Below are 19129 nucleotides of genomic sequence, written 5' to 3' on the forward strand. Positions count from 1 at the left end.
GCGCGGGCCGAAAGACCCTGCATCCCATGGCCGTTACTTCGCCGGTATCGGAGCGATCGACCGTTGCGGCGTTGTTGTTGCTGACCTTCGCCACCGGCTTGGCCGACTCGATCAGCATCCTGGCGCTCGGTCACGTGTTCGTCGCGAATATGACCGGAAACGTGATCTTCCTTGGCTTCTGGCTCGCGCCGAAAACCAGCATCGACCTGACCGCGGTCGTGGTGGCGCTGCCCACCTTCGTCTGCACCACCATCCTCAGCGGCCGGTTGGCACGGCACTTCGGCGAGCGCACCCGGCCGTGGATCACCACGGTGTTGGCGGCGGAGATCGTGTTGTTGATCGCGCTGTCGATCCTGGGCGGGACGGGAGTGCTGCGCTATCACGACAACACCAAGCTGATCCTGATCGGCGCGCTCGCGGTGACGTTCGGTCTGCAGCACTCGAGTGCCCGCCAGTTCGGGATCCAAGAACTCTCCACCACGGTGTTGACCTCGACGATCGTCAGCCTCGGCCTAGACAGCCGTCTCGCCGGCGGCACCGGTGCCCGCGAAAAGCTGCGGTTCAGCGTCGTTTTCACGATGTGTGCCGGCGCTTTTGCCGGCGCGACGATGTCGCGGTTCGTCGTCGCTCCGGTGTTCGGGGTCACCGCAGCGGTGGTGGCGGCAAGCCTGCTGATCTTCCGATTCGGGCCGAATGCCACCAAAAGTGCTGCGGCCGAAGCTAATTGAATGCCAGCCAGCTCGGCAGGCCGCGCTCGTGCGAGTCGCACAGCACCTGCCGGGTGTCGCACGAGCCCCGCGGTGACCCGGCGCCCGCCCACATGCCGCCGGTTTCGCGGCGCAGCACAATGGCCGAGGACCCACCGCCGTCGAGCAGGACGGCCGTGTCGCTGCCGAGGCCGCGGAACAGGTCCTGGATGTTGTCCGGTGTGTAGCTGCCGCCTTCGAAGATGTACATCTCGTCCTTTTGCTTCGCGTAGGCAAGGGCCGTACGCGCCGCGCTCGGACCTCCGTCGTGGAGCTGCCCGGTGTTGCCCGGCGCCAGCAGCCCGATGCCGGACACCGCGACGAACCTCGCGTTCTTGTTGAGCAGGTCCTGGATCACCGGGGTGGCGGAGTCGTAGTCGTTCTTGCCCTTCGGCCACACCACGTACGGCGCCGCACCCGACGGCAGGATCATCGTCGTCAGCGCGCTCCAGCTCTCGCCGCCGCCCGAAAGGCCTTGCTTGCCGGGATAGGCGACGGTGCCGGTGACCGCCTGGTTGGCGCGGCCCTGGCCGTTCGTGTTGTCCACGAACGCACCCAGCGGTGAACTGCAGCCGGTCTGCCGCCAGGAGCCGCCCTTCTGCGGGCGCACGTCGAAGAAGTTGGCGTTGATTGCGATCGTCGGTTGTCCCATCCGCTGCCACGCCTGCAGCGGCGGGTAGATCTCCGAGGCCTGCCAGAGTCCCTCGGAGGTTCGGGCCGCGGGATTGCTTTCGCAGCGCGCCTGGTCACCTTGGTGGCTGTCCACCAACAGATGCGGGGCAAGCCGCCCGGCCGCGTTCTTGATGATCATCAGGTGGCCGCCGTTGTTCATCTCGTACCAGCCACCGCCGGCGTTGAGCATCGGCGTGGGATGACCGGGGCCGAAGTTGTACACCAGGTATGAGCCCTGGGTGGTGCTGATGGCGCTGGCCAGCATCTCCCGGCCGTCCGCGGCGCGCGCGACGGGCTGGCCCGTGGTGCTCGCCAGCGTCACGCACGCGAGCACGGCGGTGCAGCAGGCGGCCAGTCGGCGCCAACCTGGGGGGCGGGTCAGCACGGTAGCCCTTTCGGCCCGGGTGAGAATGCAACATGCACAGCATCTGCCACACAGGCCTCACTGTCAACTTAAATAACAATCGTGTGACGCTTGGAGCGCGCTGGAATTACGTTTGCTCGCTTGGGCTTTCGTGCGCGGGCTGCTGTTCGTCGTCGGGCGCGGCCTCCGGCTGCTCCCCGCCGGCCGCGGTCTCGGGCTCGTGCGCGGGCTGGGTTGAGCGCGCGCCTTCCTTGCTTGTGCGCGCCAGATGCTGGGCTTGATGTTCCGCGGCTATCGCGAGCTCGACGGCCCCGGGAATCCGGTGAAAGCCCTTGCGGTCGTACAGGTGCGTGATGATGCCGCCGACCAACAACCCGATGGCCAGACCGACGGAGGTCATCAGCAACGCCTGCGACAGACCGGCATCCCCGTGGCCACCCAGGTACACCAGCGACCGCACGCCGAGGAACACCTGGTGCATCGGCTCGAATTCGGCAAGCCAACGGAAGAACGGGGGCACCGCCTCAAGCGGGACGGTGGCGCCTGCCGACGGTAAGCCCAGTATCACGAAGATCAACATCGAAAACAGCAGGCCCATCGAGCCCAGCACGGCAATCAGAGAACTCGACGTGACGCCCACCGCGACGATCGCGAACACCCCGTACAGCCACAGCTGCCAGCCGAGCGGGATCGGCATCCCGAGGCCGTGCGCGATCGCGAGGTAGACAGCCGACGTGAGCAGGGCCAGGATCGCCATGATTCCCCACTTGACCAACAGCGTGCGGAATCGAGAGATGTTGGCCTGCTCGGCAAATCGGTACACCGGGCCCCATTCGGCCGGTACGTAGCCCAGCAGCGAGTCCACCAGTGTGCTGACGACGATGCTGCCGGTGAATCCCGCGAGCAGCAGCAACAGCGCGTAGTAGAAGGCCGACAGTCCGTTGCCGGTTCCGTTCGGAAGTGGGTTGTACACGCCGGACTTGATGTCGATCGGACTGGCGAGCCCCACCACCGCCGCGCCCGCCATCGGCGCCCCGCCGGTTTGGGCAGCCACGTCGGCGGAAAGTCGTTGGCCCACCTTGCTATTGACCACGGCCATCGCCTGGGCGAGGGTCTGGCCGGCGATGCTGGAGCCCAGCGTGCCCGCCCGCGGGTTGGTCGATATCGAGATCACCGGCCGCTCGGACCGGCCGGTCGTGACCGCGCTCGCCCCGTAGTCCCGCAGCCTCGACGAAAAGGTCGGCGGTATCACCGCCTCGCCGTACACCTGGGCCCGGTCCAGCATGCGCCGGGCCTCGTCGTGAGTGACGACGCGGATGTCGAACTTGTCCTTGTCCAAGCCGGCGACCAGACCGTCGACGATCTGCTTGCCCGCCGGCCCGGCGTCCTCGTTCACCACGGCGATGGGGAAATGCTTCAGGTTGGTCGTCGGATTGAGTATCCCGCCCAAATACAGGGCACACAGCGCCGACATGAGGGCCAGCGTGACGACGATCGGCAGCGCCCAGAACCGCACGGTCCGTAGCGCTTTTATGTTTCGCTTGGGATTCGGCGCCGCGTGTCGCGGCTGCGATTGAGACATGCGGGCTCCTGTCTGTCGTGCCCACTCTATGTCGTCTCAACCTCCCAGACCGGCATGCATCTCCCAAATGAGCAGTTCCGTCGGCTCGCCCGCGGTCAGCCGCTGACCGTCGGCGTCGGTGAACCGGATCGCGTCGCCCGCTTCGAGTCCTCCGATACCTTCCACGCTCGCCTGCCCGCGCGGCACGAAGAGATGCAGGTAGGGGGCTCGCGGAACGTTCACAGAGTCGCCGGGTTGCAGGCGCGCGCAATGCAGCGCGGCGTTGCGGTTGTGCAGCGTGATGGCCGCCTCATGACCGGGTATGCCTGAGGCGATGGTCACAAGCCCGCCGACCAGCAGTTCGGGGTCCACCTCGTGCTGTTGGTAGCTGGGGGAGATGCCGGTCTCGTCGGGGATCACCCACATCTGCACGAAATGCACGGGATCCGTTGATGACTCGTTCTTTTCCGAATGCAAGATTCCGCTACCGGCCGACATGCGTTGGGCCAGGCCGGGATAGATCACTCCGCGGTTTCCGGCCGAATCCTGGTGTGTCAGTTCACCTTGCAGCACCCACGTCACGATCTCCATGTCGCGGTGCGGGTGGGTGTCGAATCCGCTTCCGGGCTCCACGATGTCGTCGTTGTTCACCAAGAGCAGCCCGTGGTGGGTGTTAGCGGGGTCGTAATGGTCACCGAACGAGAACGAATGCCTCGACCTCAGCCACGACGTCGTGGTGACGGCCCGATCGGCCGCACGCCGAATCTCGGAATTGGCGGGCATGTCCTCAGCCTAGTGGGGAGAGCAGCCCTTGCGCGTGCCGCAGCGCGTCGTCCAGCTCGGGCAGCGACAGCCCGGCCGGGCGGCCCAGATGAATCTCGATTTGGTACCCCGGCTGGCCATCCGGGCCGAAAATCGGCAGCACAACGAATTCCGTTGCGGCCAACTCAGTTTCGAGGACAGCGGTGACCGACTGCAGCGTCACCATCGTCATCAGCGTGGTCAACCGCCGGGCCACCTGTGCCGTCGGCTCCAGCGACGCCAGCGCCGCGGCCAGCCGGTCGTGCAGCGATCGGTGGGTGTCGTCGAACCGCCACGCGCCGTAGCCGCGGGCCCGGATATCGGTCAGCACCCGCTGATGGTCGGCGATCTCCGCGCGCGTCAGCCGTGGCGTCACCCGGTGCAGCCAGGCCCGGACGGAATCGTCGTCGCGCCAGGCCATCGCGACCAGTCCGAACGGGGGGTCGATGGGGAAGCGCTGGCCGACGGCATGCTCGCCGTCGGTGGCGTGCCCGACGGCGTCGACGGTGGTCAGGTGCTTCTCGCCGATCTTCGACATCGAGCAGCCGGCGCGGAGGGTGTCGTGCAGGAACGACAGCGCCTCGCGCCCGCGGTCCAGCAGCGGGAACTGCGACCTTAGCCCGTGGACTAGCGCGAACAATCCGCTGCCCAAAAAGAAGCGACGGCCCTCGCGCCGCGTCACCCACGCTCCCCGCTCCAGCTCCGCCAACACGAGCGCGCACGTCGAGGTGCTGATCCCGCAGCTCTTCGCCACCTCGGCCGAGGTCCGCCCCGCGGGTGAATCCGCAAGCGTGGCAAGCACGTCCATCACCCGACTGGTTGGCGGCGATTTGACGGTTGACGCAGCCAGGGCAGCCTCCTTAGATTTGTCCTAAATTTAGATGCAGTGATCCTAATATTAGGAGACGGTGTGTTCAAGGTAGGCGTCTGGGGTCCGGGCTCGATGGGCGTGATCGCCCTGCGCGGCGTCATCGATCACCCTGCGCTCGAACTGGTCGACGTCGTCGTCCACAGCGCCGCCAAGGCGGGCCGCGACGCGGGCGAACTCTGCGGCGTCGCACCGGTCGGGGTGGTGGCCACCCAGGACCCGGCGCCGATGCTGGCCGGGAACGCCGACGTGGTGGTCTACGCGGCCGGCGCCAACCTGCGGCCGCTGGAGGCCGTCGAGGACATGGTGTCGATCCTGCGAGCCGGCAAGAACGTGGTGTCGTGTTCGGTGGTGCCGCTGGTGTTCCCCGACGCTGTCGACGGCGCCTTCACGGAACCGCTGCGGCGGGCCGCGCTGGAGGGCGGCGTGTCGTTCTTCACCACGGGAATCGACTCGGGGTTCGCCAATGATGTTCTGCCGCTGGTCCTTACGGGCGTATCCCGGGTGATCGAGTCGGTACGGGTGACGGAGATGTTCAACTACGCCACCTACCCCGACAAGGCCGCGGTGTATGAGATCCTCGGCTTCGGCAAGCCGCCCGAATTCGCCGCGTTCGCGGCCACGCCCGGGGTGTTCACCTTCGGCTGGGGCCCGGTGCTGCACCAGCTCGCGGCGGGGCTGGGAGCCAAGATCGACAACATCGAGGAGAGCAACGAACGCCTGCCTGCCGCCGAGGCCTTCGACACGCCCACCGGGCACATCGCGGCCGGCACCATCGCGGCGATGCGCTCGACGCTGACCGGTTACGTGGGTGACAAGCCGACGTTTGTCATCGACCACGTCACCCGGATGCGCGACGACATCGCACCGGGCTGGCCGCAACCCAAGATCTCCATCGAGCCCAAGGACCTCGGCTACGGATTGGCTTCCGGGCGTGGGCTTTACCGCGTCGAGATCGAGGGCTCGCCGAGCATGCGGTGCGAATTCGAGATGGCCGAGGACCACGACCACGACTTGGGCGCGCGCATCGCGGGCGCGTCGCGCATGGTCAACGCGATCCCCGCGGTGTGCGCCGCCGCACCCGGGCTGCTGTCGGCGCTGGACCTGCCGCTGATCACCGGGGCCGGGCTGATGCGCCCGGTGCCTGGGCCGCCACCGGACAGCCGCCTATTCTGAGCGGTCCCGCGGATACGTCGCGTCGGCGAGCTCGAGAATCTCGGCGCGATCCGCCGCCAGGATGAACCCGGATTGGATCGCCGAATCCAGTGCGGCGGTGAACCGTTCGAGGTATTCCCCGGGCCCGCCCGGGTAGAGCCGGCGCACGGTGGCGTCGTCGAAGCGTTCGCCCGAGCCGAAGATCGCCGTCATGATGCTTGACGGGTCGAGCTCCGAAACGCCTGAGACGCCCATGCCGGAGGTTCGCGCGATCGGCACGTCCACCCAGGGCGTCCTGATGCCATCGCGGGCGAGGCCGTTGGCGTCCAGAATCGGCTGGGGCTGGTCGGTTTCGCGCACGGCGATGGGTGTGGCGGTGGGTGCCGGCTCGCCGGTGCGGACCCATGTGTTCAGGGCCGCGAGCGCGGCCTGCACCACGTAGTGGTGTTGCGGCGCAAAGTTGATGCAGTGCCCGAGTCGCTGACCCATCAGCATGTTGGTCGGCGCGTAGGCCGCCACGATGTCGTCGAGCGCCGCCGAGCCGCTGTCGATTGGCGCCACCTGGATCGTGTAGTTGTCGGCATGAGCGGCCCCGGGGATCTCCCAGACCCGCAGCCATTCGCTGTCGGGTTGCCGGGCGAAGTAGTAGCCGTACCGCACCGGGCCCAAGAGGTCGGTTTCGGTGATGATCGTGACGAGCGGGACGCGCAGGTCCGGACGGAACCGAACGGCCTCCGGTACACCGGTCTGCGATTCGTCGAAGATGGAAATGCCGTCAAGCGGTGCGGCAGAACCGAATCGGGAATGCACCAGGAACCCGTCGTAGGCTCGGGCGAGCGGATCGACGGCGTTGACGTAGGTCGTGAGGAACATCGCGGATTGGGACTCGCCCACCGCGACTACGTGTTGCACCCCGGGCAGGATGTCCCTGGCGAATTTACCGGTTTGGGAAAAGATGTCGTAGGCGAACGCGTCCCCCGGGTGGCTCAGGGCTGCATACCGCGTCGGGTCCTGGGTCTTCAGCGACATGTCGAAGCCGAGCAGGCTCTCGCCGCCGTCCACGCCCACCCGCTGGGCCGACACCGCAACGTAGGCGTAGCCCGAGCGAAGTATCTCGCGATGCGCCATCATCCACACGGCCGGAGCGTCGATGCCGCCGCTCACGTTGAGCCATTCGACGAGCACCGTCCCGTTGAACCGCGCCGGGTCCGTCGGCGTCAAGAGAACCGCGCGAGTGGTGTAATCGGCAGTGCCGGAAGGGTTTACGCTCCATCGGCCGTCGGGGCTCAGCGCTGCTTCGGGGACGTAGGACGACGCCGTTCCGGAGATGAAGAATTCCTCGGCCGCATAGCCCACGCTGCCAATGTCGAAGGCGCCCAGCAGCAGCAGCGGCTGACCTGGTATCGGTATCGCCTTCGGGGAATCCGTCATGTGCCACACCTTCCCGACCTCGGCGCCGAACGTGACGCTGCAGTCACGCTGGGCTTCGAATGTGACTGTAGCGTCACGCTCGAGGCGCGCAGCCTCATAGCGAGGCGGGCAACCCGAACTTCGCGAACAACGCCTCGTCGAGGAAGGCGACCACGTGCGCGACCCGGTCGTCGCGCACATCGAGCACGTGCAGCTGAAAGGGCAGGTGCACATCGCCGTCGCGCATGTACATCGCCGCGGCGGGCTGACCGTTGGCGGTCAAGCCGATCATGCGCATGTCGCCGGCGGATTCCGCGGGGCACTGCTGGTGAATGAGGGTGATGATGTCGCGCGCGCCTTGGTACCAGCCCGTGAATGGTGGCATCTCCCAGACCGCCTCGGCGGTGAACAGCTCCACCAACCGATCGATGTCGTAGGCCTCGAAGGCCGCGATGTAGCGGGCCAGCAGGTCCTGCGCCTCCGGCGATTCCGGCGCGTCCAACCGGTCACCGGAGCTGGGACCGACGGCCTCCATCTGCGAGCGGGCCCGCTGCAGCAGGCTGTTGACGGCGATCGTGGTGGTACCGATCGCGTCCGCTACCTCGGCGGACTTCCACTGCAGCACGTCGCGCAGCAGCAGCACCGCCCGCTGCCGGGGTGAGAGGTGCTGCAGCGCAGCGACGAACGCCAACCGAACCGATTCCCGGGACTCGACGATGACCGAAGGGTCGGCGGGTTCGTCCGTCGGGTCCGGTAGCGGCTCCAGCCAGGGCACCTCACGGCGCTCCACCAGCTCCGCCCCCGGGTCCGAGCTGGGGCTCCCGAGCCCGGTCGGCAACGGCCGGCGCTGCCGGCCCTCCAGCGCGGTCAGGCAGGTGTTGGTGGCGATGCGATGCAGCCAGGTTCGTATCGACGACTTGCCCTCGAAGCGGTCGTAGGCCTTCCAGGCCCGCAGGAACGTCTCCTGCACCAAGTCCTCCGCGTCGTGCACGGACCCGGTCATCCGATAGCAGTGTGCGAGCAGTTCACGCCGGTACGGCTCGGCATGGGCCGAGAAATCCCCGCCGGGCTCGCTCTGAGGGTTTTCCGCGAGCACAGTCACGACTTCGAGCGTACGCAGAGCCTCCGACGCATCCTGGCGAGGTGGCCATTACGCTTCCACATGATGAGTACGACCCGCAGCGAACGAAGTTTCGACGGCCTGGGCGGCGTGCGCATCGTCTACGACGTCTGGATGCCGGACACCGCGCCGCGAGCCGTGGTCGTGCTCTCGCACGGTCTCGGCGAGTACGCCCGCCGCTACGACCACGTCGCGCAGTGCTTCGGCCGCGCCGGGCTGGTCACGTATGCGCTGGATCATCGGGGCCATGGCCGCTCCGGCGGCAAGCGGGTGCTGGTGCGTGACATCTCCGAGTACACGGCCGACTTCGACACCCTGGTCGGCATTGCCACCCGCGAACACCACGGCCTCAAGTGCGTCGTGTTAGGGCACAGCATGGGCGGCGGGATCGTCTTTGCCTACGGCGTCGAACGCCCGGACAACTACGACCTAATGGTTTTGTCGGGTCCGGCGGTGGCCGCCCAGGAGCAGGTGAACCCGCTGATGGCGATCGCCGCCAAAGTCCTGGGCGTCGTCGCGCCCGGCCTTCCGGTGCAGGATCTCGACGTCAACGCGATCTCCCGGGACCCTGCTGTGGTGGCGGCCTACAACGCCGACCCGCTGGTGTACCACGGCAAGGTCCCCACCGGAATCGGGCGTGCGCTGCTGCAGGTCGGCGAGACCATGCCGCGGCGGGCGCCCGCGCTGACCGCACCGCTGCTGGTGGTGCACGGCTCCGACGACCGGCTGATTCCCGTCGCGGGCAGCCGCCGCCTGATCGAATGCGTGGGCTCCACCGACGTCACGCTGAAGGTCTATCCCGGCCTGTACCACGAGGTCTTCAACGAGCCCGAGCGTGACCAGGTCCTCGAGGACGTGGTCTCCTGGATCACCGAACGGCTGTAAGCGACGTGTCGGATCGGTCCGTTAGTTTGACGCTATGACTGACGACAAGATGCTGGCGCGGATCGCCGCCCTGCTGCGTCAGGCCGAGGGTACCGACAACCCGCACGAGGCCGATGCATTCATGAGCGCAGCGCAACGCCTGGCGACGGCGACGTCCATCGATTTGGCGGTGGCGCGGTCCCATTCGTCCAACCGAACTGCCGCACAGACCCCGACGCAGCGGACCATCACCATCGGGACCGCCGGCAGCCGGGGACTGCGGACGTATGTGCAGCTATTCGTGGTGATCGCGGCGGCCAACGACGTGCGCTGCGATGTGGCGTCCAATTCGACGTTCGTCTACGCATACGGGTTCGCCGAGGACATCGACGCGACCCACGCCCTGTATGCCAGCCTGGTCGTCCAGATGGTGCGGGCATCGGACGCCTACCTCGCGTCGGGCGCGCACCGGCCGACACCGACGATCACCGCCCGGCTCAACTTCCAGTTGGCCTTCGGCGCCCGGGTGGGGCAGCGGCTGTCCGAGGCCCGCGACGAGACTCAGCGCGAAGCCACCAAGGACCGTCGCCGGCCACCGGGCACCGCTATCGCCTTGCGCGACAAGGAACTTGAGCTGCACGACTACTATCGCAGTGCGTCGAAGGCGCGCGGCACCTGGCAAGCCACCCGGGCTTCGGCCGGGTATTCGTCCAAGGCGCGGCGCGCCGGTGATCGGGCCGGGCGGCGAGCACGGCTCGGCAACAGCCCCGAACTGCCCGGGGCGCGCTCCGCCCTGCGCCGGTGACTGAGGATTCGCCACGCGATTCCCAGCGCTCGAAGGTTTACGCGGCTGAGGAGTTCGTCCGCACGTTGTTCGACCGCGTCGCCGAGCACGGATCGTCGGTTGTCGAGTTCTTCGGCACGCAGTTGACGCTGCCGCCCGAAGCGCGTTTCGGGTCGGTCACGTCCGTGCAGCGCTATGTTGACGAGGTGCTTGCATTACCGTCGGTGCGCCAACGCTGGCCCGGGGTGTCGCCGCTGCGGGTACGGACGCGGCGGGCGGCCACCGCGGCACACTACGAAAATTACGACGGCGCAGGCGTTATCGCGGTCCCCGACCGTGACACCGCCGACTGGGCGCTGCGCGAGCTGGTCGTGCTGCACGAAGTGGCGCACCACCTGTGCCAGGCGCAGCCGCCGCATGGCCCGGAGTACGTCGCGACGATCTGCACGCTGACCGAACTGGTGATGGGGCCCGAACTCGGGCACGTGCTGCGCGTCGTGTACGCCAAAGAGGGTGCGCGGTGAGCTCGTTCGGCGACGACGCGGACGCCCGGGCGCGCGAGGTCGAAGAGCAGCTGACCGACGACGAGCGGTTCGCGCTGATCGTCGGTGTGATGGGGGCGGGCGAACTGTGGCCCCTGCGCGACGAGCGCATCCCGCCCGACGTGCCGATGAGCGCCGGGTATGTGCCCGGCATCGACCGGCTCGGTGTCCCGGCGCTGCGGATGAGCGACGCCGGCCTCGGCGTGACCAACCCCGGATATCGCCCGGGGGACACCGCCACCGCGCTGCCGTCCGGGCAGGCGCTGGCCGCAAGCTTCGACCCGTCGCTCGCCCGCACGGCGGGCGACATGATCGGTCGGGAGGCGCGCAGCCGCGGATTCAACGTGCAATTGGCGGGCGCGATCAACCTGGCGCGCGATCCGCGCAATGGCCGTAACTTCGAATACCTTTCCGAGGACCCGCTTTTGAGCGCCGCGATGGCGGCGGAGTCCATCAACGGGATTCAGCAACAGGGCGTCATCTCGACGACCAAGCACTACTCGCTGAACTGCAACGAGACCAATCGACACTGGCTGAACGCGGTCATCGATCCCGACGCGCATCGCGAATCGGACCTGCTGGCCTTCGAGATCGCCATCGAGCGTTCGCAACCCGGTGCCGTGATGACGGCCTACAACAAGGTCAACGGCGACTATGCAGCCGCGAACCACACGTTGATCAACGACGTGCTGAAGGGCGCGTGGGGCTATCGCGGTTGGGTCATGTCCGACTGGGGCGCGACGCCGAGCTGGGAATGCGCGCTGGCCGGCCTCGACCAGGAGTGCGGCGCGCAGATCGATGCGCTGCTGTGGCAGTCGGAGTCGTTCGGCGGCGACCTGCGCGCCGCCTACGCCGACGGACGGCTACCCAAGGAGCGCCTGTCGGACATGGTCCGGCGGATCCTGCGCTCGATGTTCGCCGTCGGAATCGACCGCCGCGAGTCCGGCCCGGAACCGGATATGGCCGCGCACAACGAGATTGCGTTGCAGATCGCGCGGCAGGGCATCGTGCTGCTGACCAACCGCGGGGTGCTGCCGGTGGACCCCGAGTCGGCCGCGCGGGTCGTCGTCATCGGAGGCTACGCGCACGTCGGCGTGCCCGCCGGCTACGGGTCGAGCGCCGTCGTCCCGCCGGGCGGCTATGCGAAGGTGATCCCGATCGGCGGCCACGGGCTGGAGGCCGGCCTGCGCAACCTGTACCTGCTGCCGTCGAGCCCGCTGGACGAACTGAGGAAGCAATTCCCCAACGCGCAGTTCGAGTTTGATCCCGGGATCAGCCCGGCGGAAGCGGTGCTGGCCGCGCGGCGGGCCGACATCGCGATCGTCTTCGCGATCCGCGCCGAGGGGGAGGGCTTCGACGTCGCCGATCTGTCGCTGCCCTGGGGGCAGGACGCGGTGATCGCCGCCGTGGCGGCCGCCAACCCGAACACCGTCGTGGTGCTGGAGACCGGCAACCCGGTGACCATGCCCTGGCGCGACGCGGTGAATGCCATTGTGCAGGCCTGGTATCCGGGCCAGGCCGGTGGGCAGGCGATCGCGGAAATTGTTGCCGGGCGGGTGAATCCGTCGGGCCGATTGCCCATCACCTTCCCGGTCGATCTCGGCCAGACGCCGCGACCCGAACTGCGCGATCTCGGCGCGCCGCCGGGCACACCGACCACCATCGACTACGTCGAAGGGGCGGACGTCGGCTACCGCTGGTTCGCGAGAACTCAACGGACGCCGATGTTCGCGTTCGGTCATGGCTTGTCCTACACCAGGTTTGAGTACCACGACCTGGTGGTGACCGGCGGCGAGACGGTCAGCGCGACCTTCAGCGTGGTCAATGCGGGGGATCGCGCCGGCGCCGATGTTCCCCAGCTGTATCTGACCGCGGCGGCGGGCGCGCCGTGTCTGCGATTGCTGGGATTCCAGCGGATCGAGTTGGCGCCCGCCGCGACCTGCCAGGCGCGGATCGAGGCCGATCCACGCCTGCTGGCGCGGTACGACGGCTCCGCCGATGGAGGGGCCGGAGCCTGGCGCATCGAGGCGGGTGCCTACTCCGTGGCGGTGGGTGCTTCGGCGGTCGCGCCACGGCTGACCGCCGAGGTCGAGCTGGCCCGCCGTACGTTCGGACGCTGACGGCTGCAAGCGTCGACGTCCGAACGCACGACCGGGGGCCCGGCGTTACTCTACGGGGGTCAGCTCGTCCCCGCAGGTGCACCGGTATGCCTCACCCGCGCCGGAGCAGTGGCATGGGACCTCGATGCGAACGCGACATCCGCAGCCTTCATGCCCACAGCTCAACAAGGTTCCTGCTTCGTAGTTCGCCATGTGAATCACCCTTATCTGTCGTTGACTCGCGTGGTGTGGATCAACCACGACTCCACCATATACCCCCTACCCGTATGCCGTAAAGAGGCTGCGGCATTAAATGCTGCGGGCTAGCGTGGTCGACATGACCGAGAAACCCACCCCGCAGGCCGTCGATGCGTTTCTGGACAGCACCGTGGTCGGTGAAGACCCGGCCCTGGCCGCGGCTTTGGAGTCCAGCGACGCGGCAGGGCTGCCTTCGATCGCCGTATCGGTGCAGCAGGGCAAATTCCTGTGCCTGCTGGCCGGTGCCATCGGGGCGCGCCGCATCCTCGAGATCGGCACACTGGGCGGCTTCAGCACCATCTGGCTGGCGCGCGGCGCGGGTCCCGAAGGCCGGGTGGTGACGCTGGAGTACGAACCCAAGCACGCCGAGGTCGCGAAGGCCAACCTGCAGCGGGCCGGGGTCGCCGACCGCGTGGAGGTGATAGTGGGCGCCGCGCTGGACACGTTGCCGATGCTGACCGGTGGCCCCTTCGACCTCGTGTTCATTGACGCCGACAAGGAGAACAACGTCGCGTATGTGGAGTGGGCGGTCCGGCTGGCTCGCCCCGGTTCAGTTATCGTGCTGGACAACGTCATTCGCGAGGGGCAGATCCTGGATCCGAAATCCGGTGACGCCAGAGTCTCGGCGACCCGGCAGGCGCTGCAGCTGATGGGCCAGCACCCGCGGCTGGACACGGCGGTGATCCAGACGGTCGGGGCCAAGCAGTGGGACGGTTTCGCGTTCGCTTCGGTGCGCTAGGTCAGCGCGGACACAAATCCTTGACCGCCTGGTCGGCAGAAGTGATTTCGCCGATCCGCAGGGCCGTTTCACCCGCATACAGTGCCGCGTGGTCCACCCACGAATCGGGCATCCCCGCCAACGGTGCCAGTGGGGTGAAGAACGGGCGTGCCGGCGACTGCAGACGCATCAACGGGCCCGCGTCGAAATAACCCAGGGCGGCCAGGGGGCGGCTCGCCGCATTGAGGGCGGCCGGGAGCGCCCTGGCCTTGCCGTCGTCGCCGCACCAACGCCGTGTCGCCTCGTTGGGCACCACGCGGTGCCGCAGCGGCCAGCTGATGCCGAATAGGTCCGTTTCGATGGTGTTGTCCGCGTGCATGATTCGCCGCTGGTACTCGCGGTTGGCGTTGGCCTCGTGGGTCAACAGGAACCGCGTACCGGCGATGACACCGCTGGCGCCGGCCTTCAGTGCGGCGCTGGTATCGGCGCCGGTGGCGATGCCGCCGGCCAGAAACACCGGGCGACCGGCGGCCGCCGCGAGCGCTTCGGGCAGGAAGTCCAGGGCGCGCATGGTCCCGACGAGATGGCCACCCGCCTCACGTCCCTGGGCGATCAGGCCGTCGGCGCCCCAGCCGACGGCGGCGCGCGCCTGCGCCGCGGTGCCGACCATGACGAACACGAAGACACCGGCATCGCGGAAGTGCGCTACCAGGCCACGTTTTTCACCGAACGCCAGCACGACGGCGTCCACGCCGGCGTCCACGCAGACCTGGACGTGGTGGCGACGGACGAACGGCATCAACAGGTTGACCGCGACGGCGCGGTCCGGCGCCCGCTCGCGCACTTCGCTTATACACGTGCGCAATTGGCGCGGTGTCGCGATGCCAAGCGTTCCCAGCGCACCCGCGTTGGCGACCGCGGCCGCCAACGCCGCACCGGCGAGTCCGCCGCCCATTCCCGCTTGTCCTATCGGAACGTCGAGCCGCAACCGGTCAGCGATGTCCATGCCATACGACGCTACGCGGCCGGGGAATTCGCCCCGTTAGCCGGCCCGTTGGCGGGCTGGTTTTCGTTGCTGGCCTCCGGCGATCGAGCGTAATCTTGACAACAGATGGATGGGTTGCAGCGAGCTCAAAAGGCTTGCTGCATAACAGAAAGGTCACAAAATGAGTACAGTCCATTCATCAATCGATCACCACCCGGACCTGTTGGCTCTACGGGCGCGCTACGAACGCGTTGCCGAGTCGATGAGTGCGCATGTCACCTTCGGCCTGGCCCTGCTGACCGGTCTGTATGTGGCTGTGTCGCCGTGGATCATCGGATTCAGCGAAACGAGATCGCTTGCGATGTGCGACCTCATCGCCGGGATCGCGGTCGCGTTCTTGGCGTACGGGTTCGCATCGGCACTTGACCGTGCGCACGGAATGACCTGGACGCTGCCGGTGCTCGGCGTGTGGGTCATCGTGTCGCTGTGGGTCCTGCCGGGCTTCTCGCCCACCGCCGGCATGATCTGGTCGAACGTGGTCGGTGGCGCGTTGTTGACCTTCCTGGGCCTCAACGCGACGTACTTCGGCACGCGCACGCGCGCCGAGGTCACACGCGCATAGCCGTCCACGTCCGTTGAGCCAGGCGGCAATTCGCCCTGCCTGGCCGGCTAATCCCGGCCCGGGCAGGGCTAGCCGCAGACTGCGCCGATGGCGGCCGACCCGACGAGCTTGACGTATTTGGCCAGCACGCCGGTCTTGTAGCGCGGCGGCGGAGGAGTGAAATCCTTTCGCCGAGCGTCGAATTCGGCCGCGTCGGCCAGCACGTCCAACGTCTGGCCGGCCACGTCGAGCCGGATCCGGTCGCCGTCGCGCAGGAAGGCGATGGGCCCGCCGTCGACCGCCTCCGGGGCAACGTGGCCCACGCACAGCCCGGTGGTCCCGCCGGAGAACCGGCCATCGGTAAGCAGCAGAACGTCTTTGCCGAGGCCGGCACCCTTGATCGCGCCGGTGATAGCCAGCATCTCGCGCATCCCGGGACCGCCCTTGGGGCCCTCATAGCGGATCACCACCGCGTCGCCCTTGGTGATGGTGCCGTCCTCAAGCGCGTCCAGCGCGGCCCGCTCGCCGTCGAAAACCCTTGCGGTGCCCTCGAACACGTCGGAGTCGAAACCGGCCGACTTGACCACCGCGCCCTCGGGCGCCAGCGACCCGCGCAGGATGGTGATCCCGCCGGTCGGGTGGATCGGGTCGCTCATCGCGCGCAGCACCTTGCCGTCCGGGTCGGGCGGGTCGATGGCAGCGAGGTTCTCGGCCACCGTCTGGCCGGTCACCGTCAGGCAGTCGCCGTGCAGCAGGCCCGCGTCGAGCAAGGCCTTCATCATGACCGGGACGCCGCCGATGTGGTCGACGTGCGACATCACATGCCGGCCGAACGGCTTGACGTCGGCCAGGTGCGGCACCTTGGACCCGATCCGGCTGAAGTCGTCGAGGGACAGCTCGACGTCGGCCTCGTAGGCGATGGCCAGCAGGTGCAGCACCGCGTTGGTCGAGCCGCCGAACGCCATCACCACCGCGATCGCGTTCTCGAACGCCTCCTTGGTGAGGATGTCGCGGGCGGTGATGCCGCGCCGCAGCAGCTCGATGACGGCCTGCCCGCTGCGGCGCGCGAAGCCGTCGCGACGGCGGTCGGTCGCCGGCGGCGCCGCGCTGCCGGGCAGCGACATGCCCAGCGCTTCGGCCGCGCTGGCCATGGTGTTGGCGGTGTACATGCCGCCGCAGGCCCCCTCGCCGGGGCAGATCGCCCGCTCGATGGCGTCGACGTCCTCCCGGGGCATCAGCCCGCGGGCACACGCCCCCACCGCCTCGAACGCGTCGATGATCGTGACCTCGCGCTCGCTGCCGTCGGACAGCTTGGCCACCCCCGGCAGGATGGAGCCCGCGTACAGGAACACCGCCGCCAAATCGAGTCGGGCGGCGGCCATCAGCATCCCCGGCAGCGATTTGTCGCACCCGGCCAACAGCACGGAGCCGTCGAGTCGCTCGGCCTGCATCACGGTTTCGACGCTGTCCGCGATCACCTCGCGGGACACCAAGGAGAAGTGCATGCCCTCGTGACCCATCGAGATGCCGTCGGAAACGGAGATCGTCCCGAACTCCAGCGGGTAGCCGCCGGCCGCGAACACCCCTTCCTTCACCGCCTTGGCGAGCCGGTCCAGGGAGAGGTTGCACGGCGTGATCTCGTTCCAGGACGACGCGACCCCGATCTGCGGCTTGGCGAAGTCTTCGTCTCCCATGCCTACCGCGCGCAACATGCCGCGGGCCGCGGCCTTCTCCAGGCCGTCGGTGACGTCGCGACTGCGCGGTTTGATGTCGGCGGGGGTTTTGGCCATTTTCCAAGTATGCCGGGCTGGTCCACCGCAAATTCGCGGGTCATACCCCGTCGGGGTATAAACTCGGAGGGGTGACGACGGTACACGGATATTCGCAGGACAAGGACAACTACGCCAAGCGGCTTCGGCGCATCGAAGGCCAAGTGCGTGGCATCGCGCGGATGATCGACGAAGACAAATACTGCATCGACGTCCTGACCCAGATCAGCGCGGTCAACAGCGCCCTGCGTTCGGTGGCGCTGAATCTGCTCGACGAGCATCTGAGCCACTGTGTGACCCGCGCTGTCTCCGAGGGCGGAAACGAGGCCGACGACAAGCTCGCCGAGGCGTCGGCGGCCATCGCGCGCCTTGTTCGTTCCTAATCGGTGACCGTGTTGATACGTGTGTTGAGACCGTAGATGGGATGAACCCGTTGCGGCGGTGCGTACGGTAAGGGCATTGTGAGCGCGCCAGCAATTTCCACTCAGCCACCGGGAAGTCCGGCCGATGCCGACGCTATGACAGCCGAAACCGGAACCACCACCGCTAGTGCGCGAACGTGGACGCCGCGGATCGCCGCTCAACTAGCGGTGTTGGCCGCCGCGGCCTTTACGTATGTGACAGCCGAGATCCTGCCCGTCGGCGCGATTTCGGCGATCGCACGCGATCTGCAGGTCAGCCTGGTCGTGGTTGGCACCCTGCTGACGTGGTACGCCCTGGTGGCGGCCCTGACAACGGTGCCGCTGGTGCGCTGGACCGCGCACTGGCCGCGGCGGCGAACCCTGGTGATGAGCCTGACCTGCCTGACCGTGTCGCAGCTCATCTCGGCGCTGGCGCCGAACTTCGCGGTGCTGGCCGCCGGGCGGGTGCTGTGCGCGGTCACCCACGGCGTGCTTTGGTCGGTGATCGCCCCGATCGCCACCCGGCTGGTTCCGCCGAGCCATGCCGGACGCGCCACGACGTCGATGTATCTCGGAACGAGCCTGGCGCTGGTCGTCGGCAGCCCCCTTACCGCGGCGATGAGCCTGATGTGGGGCTGGCGGCTCGCGGTGGTGTGCGTGACGGTTGCGGCCGCCATCGTGACGGTGGCCGCCCGGATCATGCTGCCGGAGATGGTGCTCACCGAGGACCAGCTCGCCCACGTCGGCCCCCGGTCGCGGCATCACCGCAACGGGCGGTTGATCACGGTGAGCCTGCTCGCGATGGTCGCGGTGACCGGCCACTTCGTGTCCTACACGTTCATCGTGGTGGTCATTCGCAACGTCGTCGGGGTGCGCGGGGCCAGCCTGGCTTGGGTGCTGGCGGCGTACGGTGTCGCGGGGCTGCTGTCGGTGCCGCTGGCCGCTCGGCCGACCGATCGCCGGCCCCGGGGCGCAATCATCCTTTGCATGGCCGGGCTGACCGCTGCGTTCGTGGTGCTCACTGCGCTGGCCTTCACCGGCCGGACCTCGGTGTCGACGGCGGTGATCGGAACCGCCGCGATCGTGCTCTGGGGCGCGATGGCCACCGCGGTGTCGCCGATGATGCAATCGGCGGCCATGCGCAACGGCGCCGACGACCCCGACGGCGCCTCGGGTCTGTATGTGACGGCGTTCCAGGTCGGCATCATGGCCGGCTCGCTGGCGGGCGGGTTGTTGTACGAGCGCAGCGTCGCGCTGATGCTGACGGCTTCGGCCGGGCTGATGGGTGTCGCCCTGGCGGGTATCGCGGTCTACCGGCATATGCTGGATGTTCCGCCGGCAAGCTCACGCGATTCATAACTCGGCAGCTCAAAGGCCCCGAGTTGCGTCCCCGGGCGGCCCTGTCGGGTCG

The 19129-nt window shown here is 67.9% G+C and carries 18 protein-coding genes and 1 pseudogene; 10 read left to right on the forward strand and 9 right to left on the reverse strand.

Annotation, left to right across the window (positions count from 1 at the left end; genetic code table 11):
* The first annotated feature begins 26 nt into the window (after positions 1 to 26).
* Positions 27 to 728, forward strand: coding sequence for a YoaK family protein (locus A5736_RS21490; protein WP_076248473.1), 702 nt, complete (start codon positions 27 to 29; stop codon positions 726 to 728).
* Here the strand turns inward: A5736_RS21490 and A5736_RS21495 are convergent.
* The 4 genes from A5736_RS21495 to A5736_RS21510 form a co-directional block, all read right to left on the reverse strand.
* Complete coding sequence (locus A5736_RS21495; RefSeq protein ID WP_139333489.1) at positions 721 to 1830, reverse strand: phosphodiester glycosidase family protein; 1110 nt, start codon at positions 1828 to 1830, stop codon at positions 721 to 723. The genes A5736_RS21490 and A5736_RS21495 overlap by 8 nt on opposite strands.
* 79 nt (positions 1831 to 1909) lie before the next feature.
* Entirely contained in the window at positions 1910 to 3364 is a 1455-nt protein-coding gene (locus A5736_RS21500) for a YhgE/Pip domain-containing protein (protein WP_076248453.1), read from the reverse strand.
* 36 nt (positions 3365 to 3400) lie between these two features.
* Positions 3401 to 4126, reverse strand: coding sequence for a pirin-like bicupin family protein (locus tag A5736_RS21505; protein ID WP_076248455.1), 726 nt, complete (start codon positions 4124 to 4126; stop codon positions 3401 to 3403).
* 4 nt (positions 4127 to 4130) lie between these two features.
* Positions 4131 to 4952 carry a MarR family transcriptional regulator gene (locus A5736_RS21510; RefSeq protein ID WP_076248457.1) on the reverse strand — a complete coding sequence of 274 codons (822 nt, stop codon included), beginning with the start codon at positions 4950 to 4952 and terminating at the stop codon, positions 4131 to 4133.
* A 102-nt stretch (positions 4953 to 5054) separates the two neighbouring features.
* Between A5736_RS21510 and A5736_RS21515 the strand changes: the two genes are divergently transcribed.
* Entirely contained in the window at positions 5055 to 6188 is a 1134-nt protein-coding gene (locus A5736_RS21515; protein ID WP_076248459.1) for a dihydrodipicolinate reductase, read from the forward strand.
* Here the strand turns inward: A5736_RS21515 and A5736_RS21520 are convergent.
* Both A5736_RS21520 and A5736_RS21525 read right to left on the reverse strand, forming a co-directional pair.
* Positions 6180 to 7598 (reverse strand): alpha/beta hydrolase domain-containing protein, encoded by a 1419-nt coding sequence (locus A5736_RS21520; protein WP_076248461.1) that lies wholly within the window; start codon positions 7596 to 7598, stop codon positions 6180 to 6182. The genes A5736_RS21515 and A5736_RS21520 overlap by 9 nt on opposite strands.
* 94 nt (positions 7599 to 7692) lie before the next feature.
* Positions 7693 to 8795, reverse strand: a pseudogene (locus tag A5736_RS21525) (sigma-70 family RNA polymerase sigma factor).
* On the opposite strand from A5736_RS21525, the gene A5736_RS21530 reads away from it, so the two are divergent.
* The 4 genes from A5736_RS21530 to A5736_RS21545 are packed head-to-tail and all read left to right on the forward strand — an operon-like array spanning position 8743 to position 13007.
* Positions 8743 to 9582, forward strand: a complete 840-nt coding sequence (locus A5736_RS21530) for an alpha/beta hydrolase (protein ID WP_076123864.1) — start codon at positions 8743 to 8745, stop codon at positions 9580 to 9582. The pseudogene A5736_RS21525 and the gene A5736_RS21530 sit on opposite strands and share 53 nt — an antisense overlap.
* A gap of 34 nt (positions 9583 to 9616) precedes the next feature.
* A complete protein-coding gene (locus A5736_RS21535) occupies positions 9617 to 10366 on the forward strand; it encodes a DUF2786 domain-containing protein (protein ID WP_076123820.1) in 750 nt (249 codons plus the stop codon).
* The gene (locus A5736_RS21540; protein WP_076248465.1) at positions 10363 to 10869 is read left to right on the forward strand and encodes a TIGR04338 family metallohydrolase; all 507 of its coding nucleotides are present in this window, start codon (positions 10363 to 10365) and stop codon (positions 10867 to 10869) included. The genes A5736_RS21535 and A5736_RS21540 overlap by 4 nt, the downstream gene beginning before the upstream one ends.
* On the forward strand, positions 10866 to 13007 hold the full coding sequence (locus tag A5736_RS21545; protein WP_175611353.1) for a beta-glucosidase: 2142 nt from the start codon (positions 10866 to 10868) through the stop codon (positions 13005 to 13007). Before A5736_RS21540 ends, A5736_RS21545 begins: the two co-directional genes overlap by 4 nt.
* A 45-nt stretch (positions 13008 to 13052) precedes the next feature.
* Here the strand turns inward: A5736_RS21545 and mymT are convergent, their stop codons facing one another.
* The gene (mymT, locus tag A5736_RS21550; RefSeq protein ID WP_139329461.1) at positions 13053 to 13214 is read right to left on the reverse strand and encodes a metallothionein MymT; all 162 of its coding nucleotides are present in this window, start codon (positions 13212 to 13214) and stop codon (positions 13053 to 13055) included.
* 109 nt (positions 13215 to 13323) lie between these two features.
* Between mymT and A5736_RS21555 the strand changes: the two genes are divergently transcribed.
* Positions 13324 to 13983, forward strand: a complete 660-nt coding sequence (locus A5736_RS21555) for an O-methyltransferase (RefSeq protein WP_076248467.1) — start codon at positions 13324 to 13326, stop codon at positions 13981 to 13983.
* 1 nt (position 13984) lies between these two features.
* Here A5736_RS21555 and A5736_RS21560 read toward each other — a convergent pair whose 3' ends face one another.
* Positions 13985 to 14968: a nitronate monooxygenase gene (locus A5736_RS21560; protein ID WP_076248468.1), complete on the reverse strand. Its 984-nt coding sequence runs from the start codon at positions 14966 to 14968 to the stop codon at positions 13985 to 13987.
* Positions 14969 to 15128: 160 nt separating this feature from the next.
* Here A5736_RS21560 and A5736_RS21565 point away from each other — a divergent pair, with 160 nt between their 5' ends.
* On the forward strand, positions 15129 to 15569 hold the full coding sequence (locus tag A5736_RS21565; protein WP_076123812.1) for an SPW repeat protein: 441 nt from the start codon (positions 15129 to 15131) through the stop codon (positions 15567 to 15569).
* Between the two features lie 68 nt (positions 15570 to 15637).
* Here the strand turns inward: A5736_RS21565 and ilvD are convergent, their stop codons facing one another.
* Complete coding sequence (gene ilvD, locus A5736_RS21570; protein ID WP_076248470.1) at positions 15638 to 17338, reverse strand: dihydroxy-acid dehydratase; 1701 nt, start codon at positions 17336 to 17338, stop codon at positions 15638 to 15640.
* A 71-nt stretch (positions 17339 to 17409) separates the two neighbouring features.
* Between ilvD and A5736_RS21575 the strand changes: the two genes are divergently transcribed.
* Both A5736_RS21575 and A5736_RS21580 read left to right on the forward strand, forming a co-directional pair.
* Positions 17410 to 17700 (forward strand): metal-sensitive transcriptional regulator, encoded by a 291-nt coding sequence (locus A5736_RS21575; RefSeq protein ID WP_076064840.1) that lies wholly within the window; start codon positions 17410 to 17412, stop codon positions 17698 to 17700.
* 135 nt (positions 17701 to 17835) lie between these two features.
* On the forward strand, positions 17836 to 19077 hold the full coding sequence (locus A5736_RS21580; RefSeq protein ID WP_076248472.1) for an MFS transporter: 1242 nt from the start codon (positions 17836 to 17838) through the stop codon (positions 19075 to 19077).
* The last annotated feature ends 52 nt before the right edge of the window (positions 19078 to 19129 follow it).

It is taken from the genome of Mycobacterium sp. SP-6446 (assembly GCF_001954045.1).
Lineage (GTDB): Bacteria > Actinomycetota > Actinomycetes > Mycobacteriales > Mycobacteriaceae > Mycobacterium.

Bases quoted from the DNA above. Each gene is read 5' to 3' on its own strand.
- A5736_RS21500 (WP_076248453.1), bottom strand. From the start codon at position 3,364: ATGTCTCAATCGCAGCCGCGACACGCGGCGCCGAATCCCAAGCGAAAC.
- A5736_RS21555 (WP_076248467.1), top strand. From the start codon at position 13,324: ATGACCGAGAAACCCACCCCGCAGGCCGTCGATGCGTTTCTGGACAGC.
- A5736_RS21560 (WP_076248468.1), bottom strand. From the start codon at position 14,968: ATGGACATCGCTGACCGGTTGCGGCTCGACGTTCCGATAGGACAAGCG.
- A5736_RS21530 (WP_076123864.1), top strand. From the start codon at position 8,743: ATGAGTACGACCCGCAGCGAACGAAGTTTCGACGGCCTGGGCGGCGTG.
- A5736_RS21510 (WP_076248457.1), bottom strand. From the start codon at position 4,952: ATGGACGTGCTTGCCACGCTTGCGGATTCACCCGCGGGGCGGACCTCG.
- A5736_RS21505 (WP_076248455.1), bottom strand. From the start codon at position 4,126: ATGCCCGCCAATTCCGAGATTCGGCGTGCGGCCGATCGGGCCGTCACC.
- A5736_RS21520 (WP_076248461.1), bottom strand. From the start codon at position 7,598: ATGACGGATTCCCCGAAGGCGATACCGATACCAGGTCAGCCGCTGCTG.
- A5736_RS21490 (WP_076248473.1), top strand. From the start codon at position 27: ATGGCCGTTACTTCGCCGGTATCGGAGCGATCGACCGTTGCGGCGTTG.
- A5736_RS21580 (WP_076248472.1), top strand. From the start codon at position 17,836: ATGACAGCCGAAACCGGAACCACCACCGCTAGTGCGCGAACGTGGACG.
- ilvD (WP_076248470.1), bottom strand. From the start codon at position 17,338: ATGGCCAAAACCCCCGCCGACATCAAACCGCGCAGTCGCGACGTCACC.
- A5736_RS21535 (WP_076123820.1), top strand. From the start codon at position 9,617: ATGACTGACGACAAGATGCTGGCGCGGATCGCCGCCCTGCTGCGTCAG.
- A5736_RS21565 (WP_076123812.1), top strand. From the start codon at position 15,129: ATGAGTACAGTCCATTCATCAATCGATCACCACCCGGACCTGTTGGCT.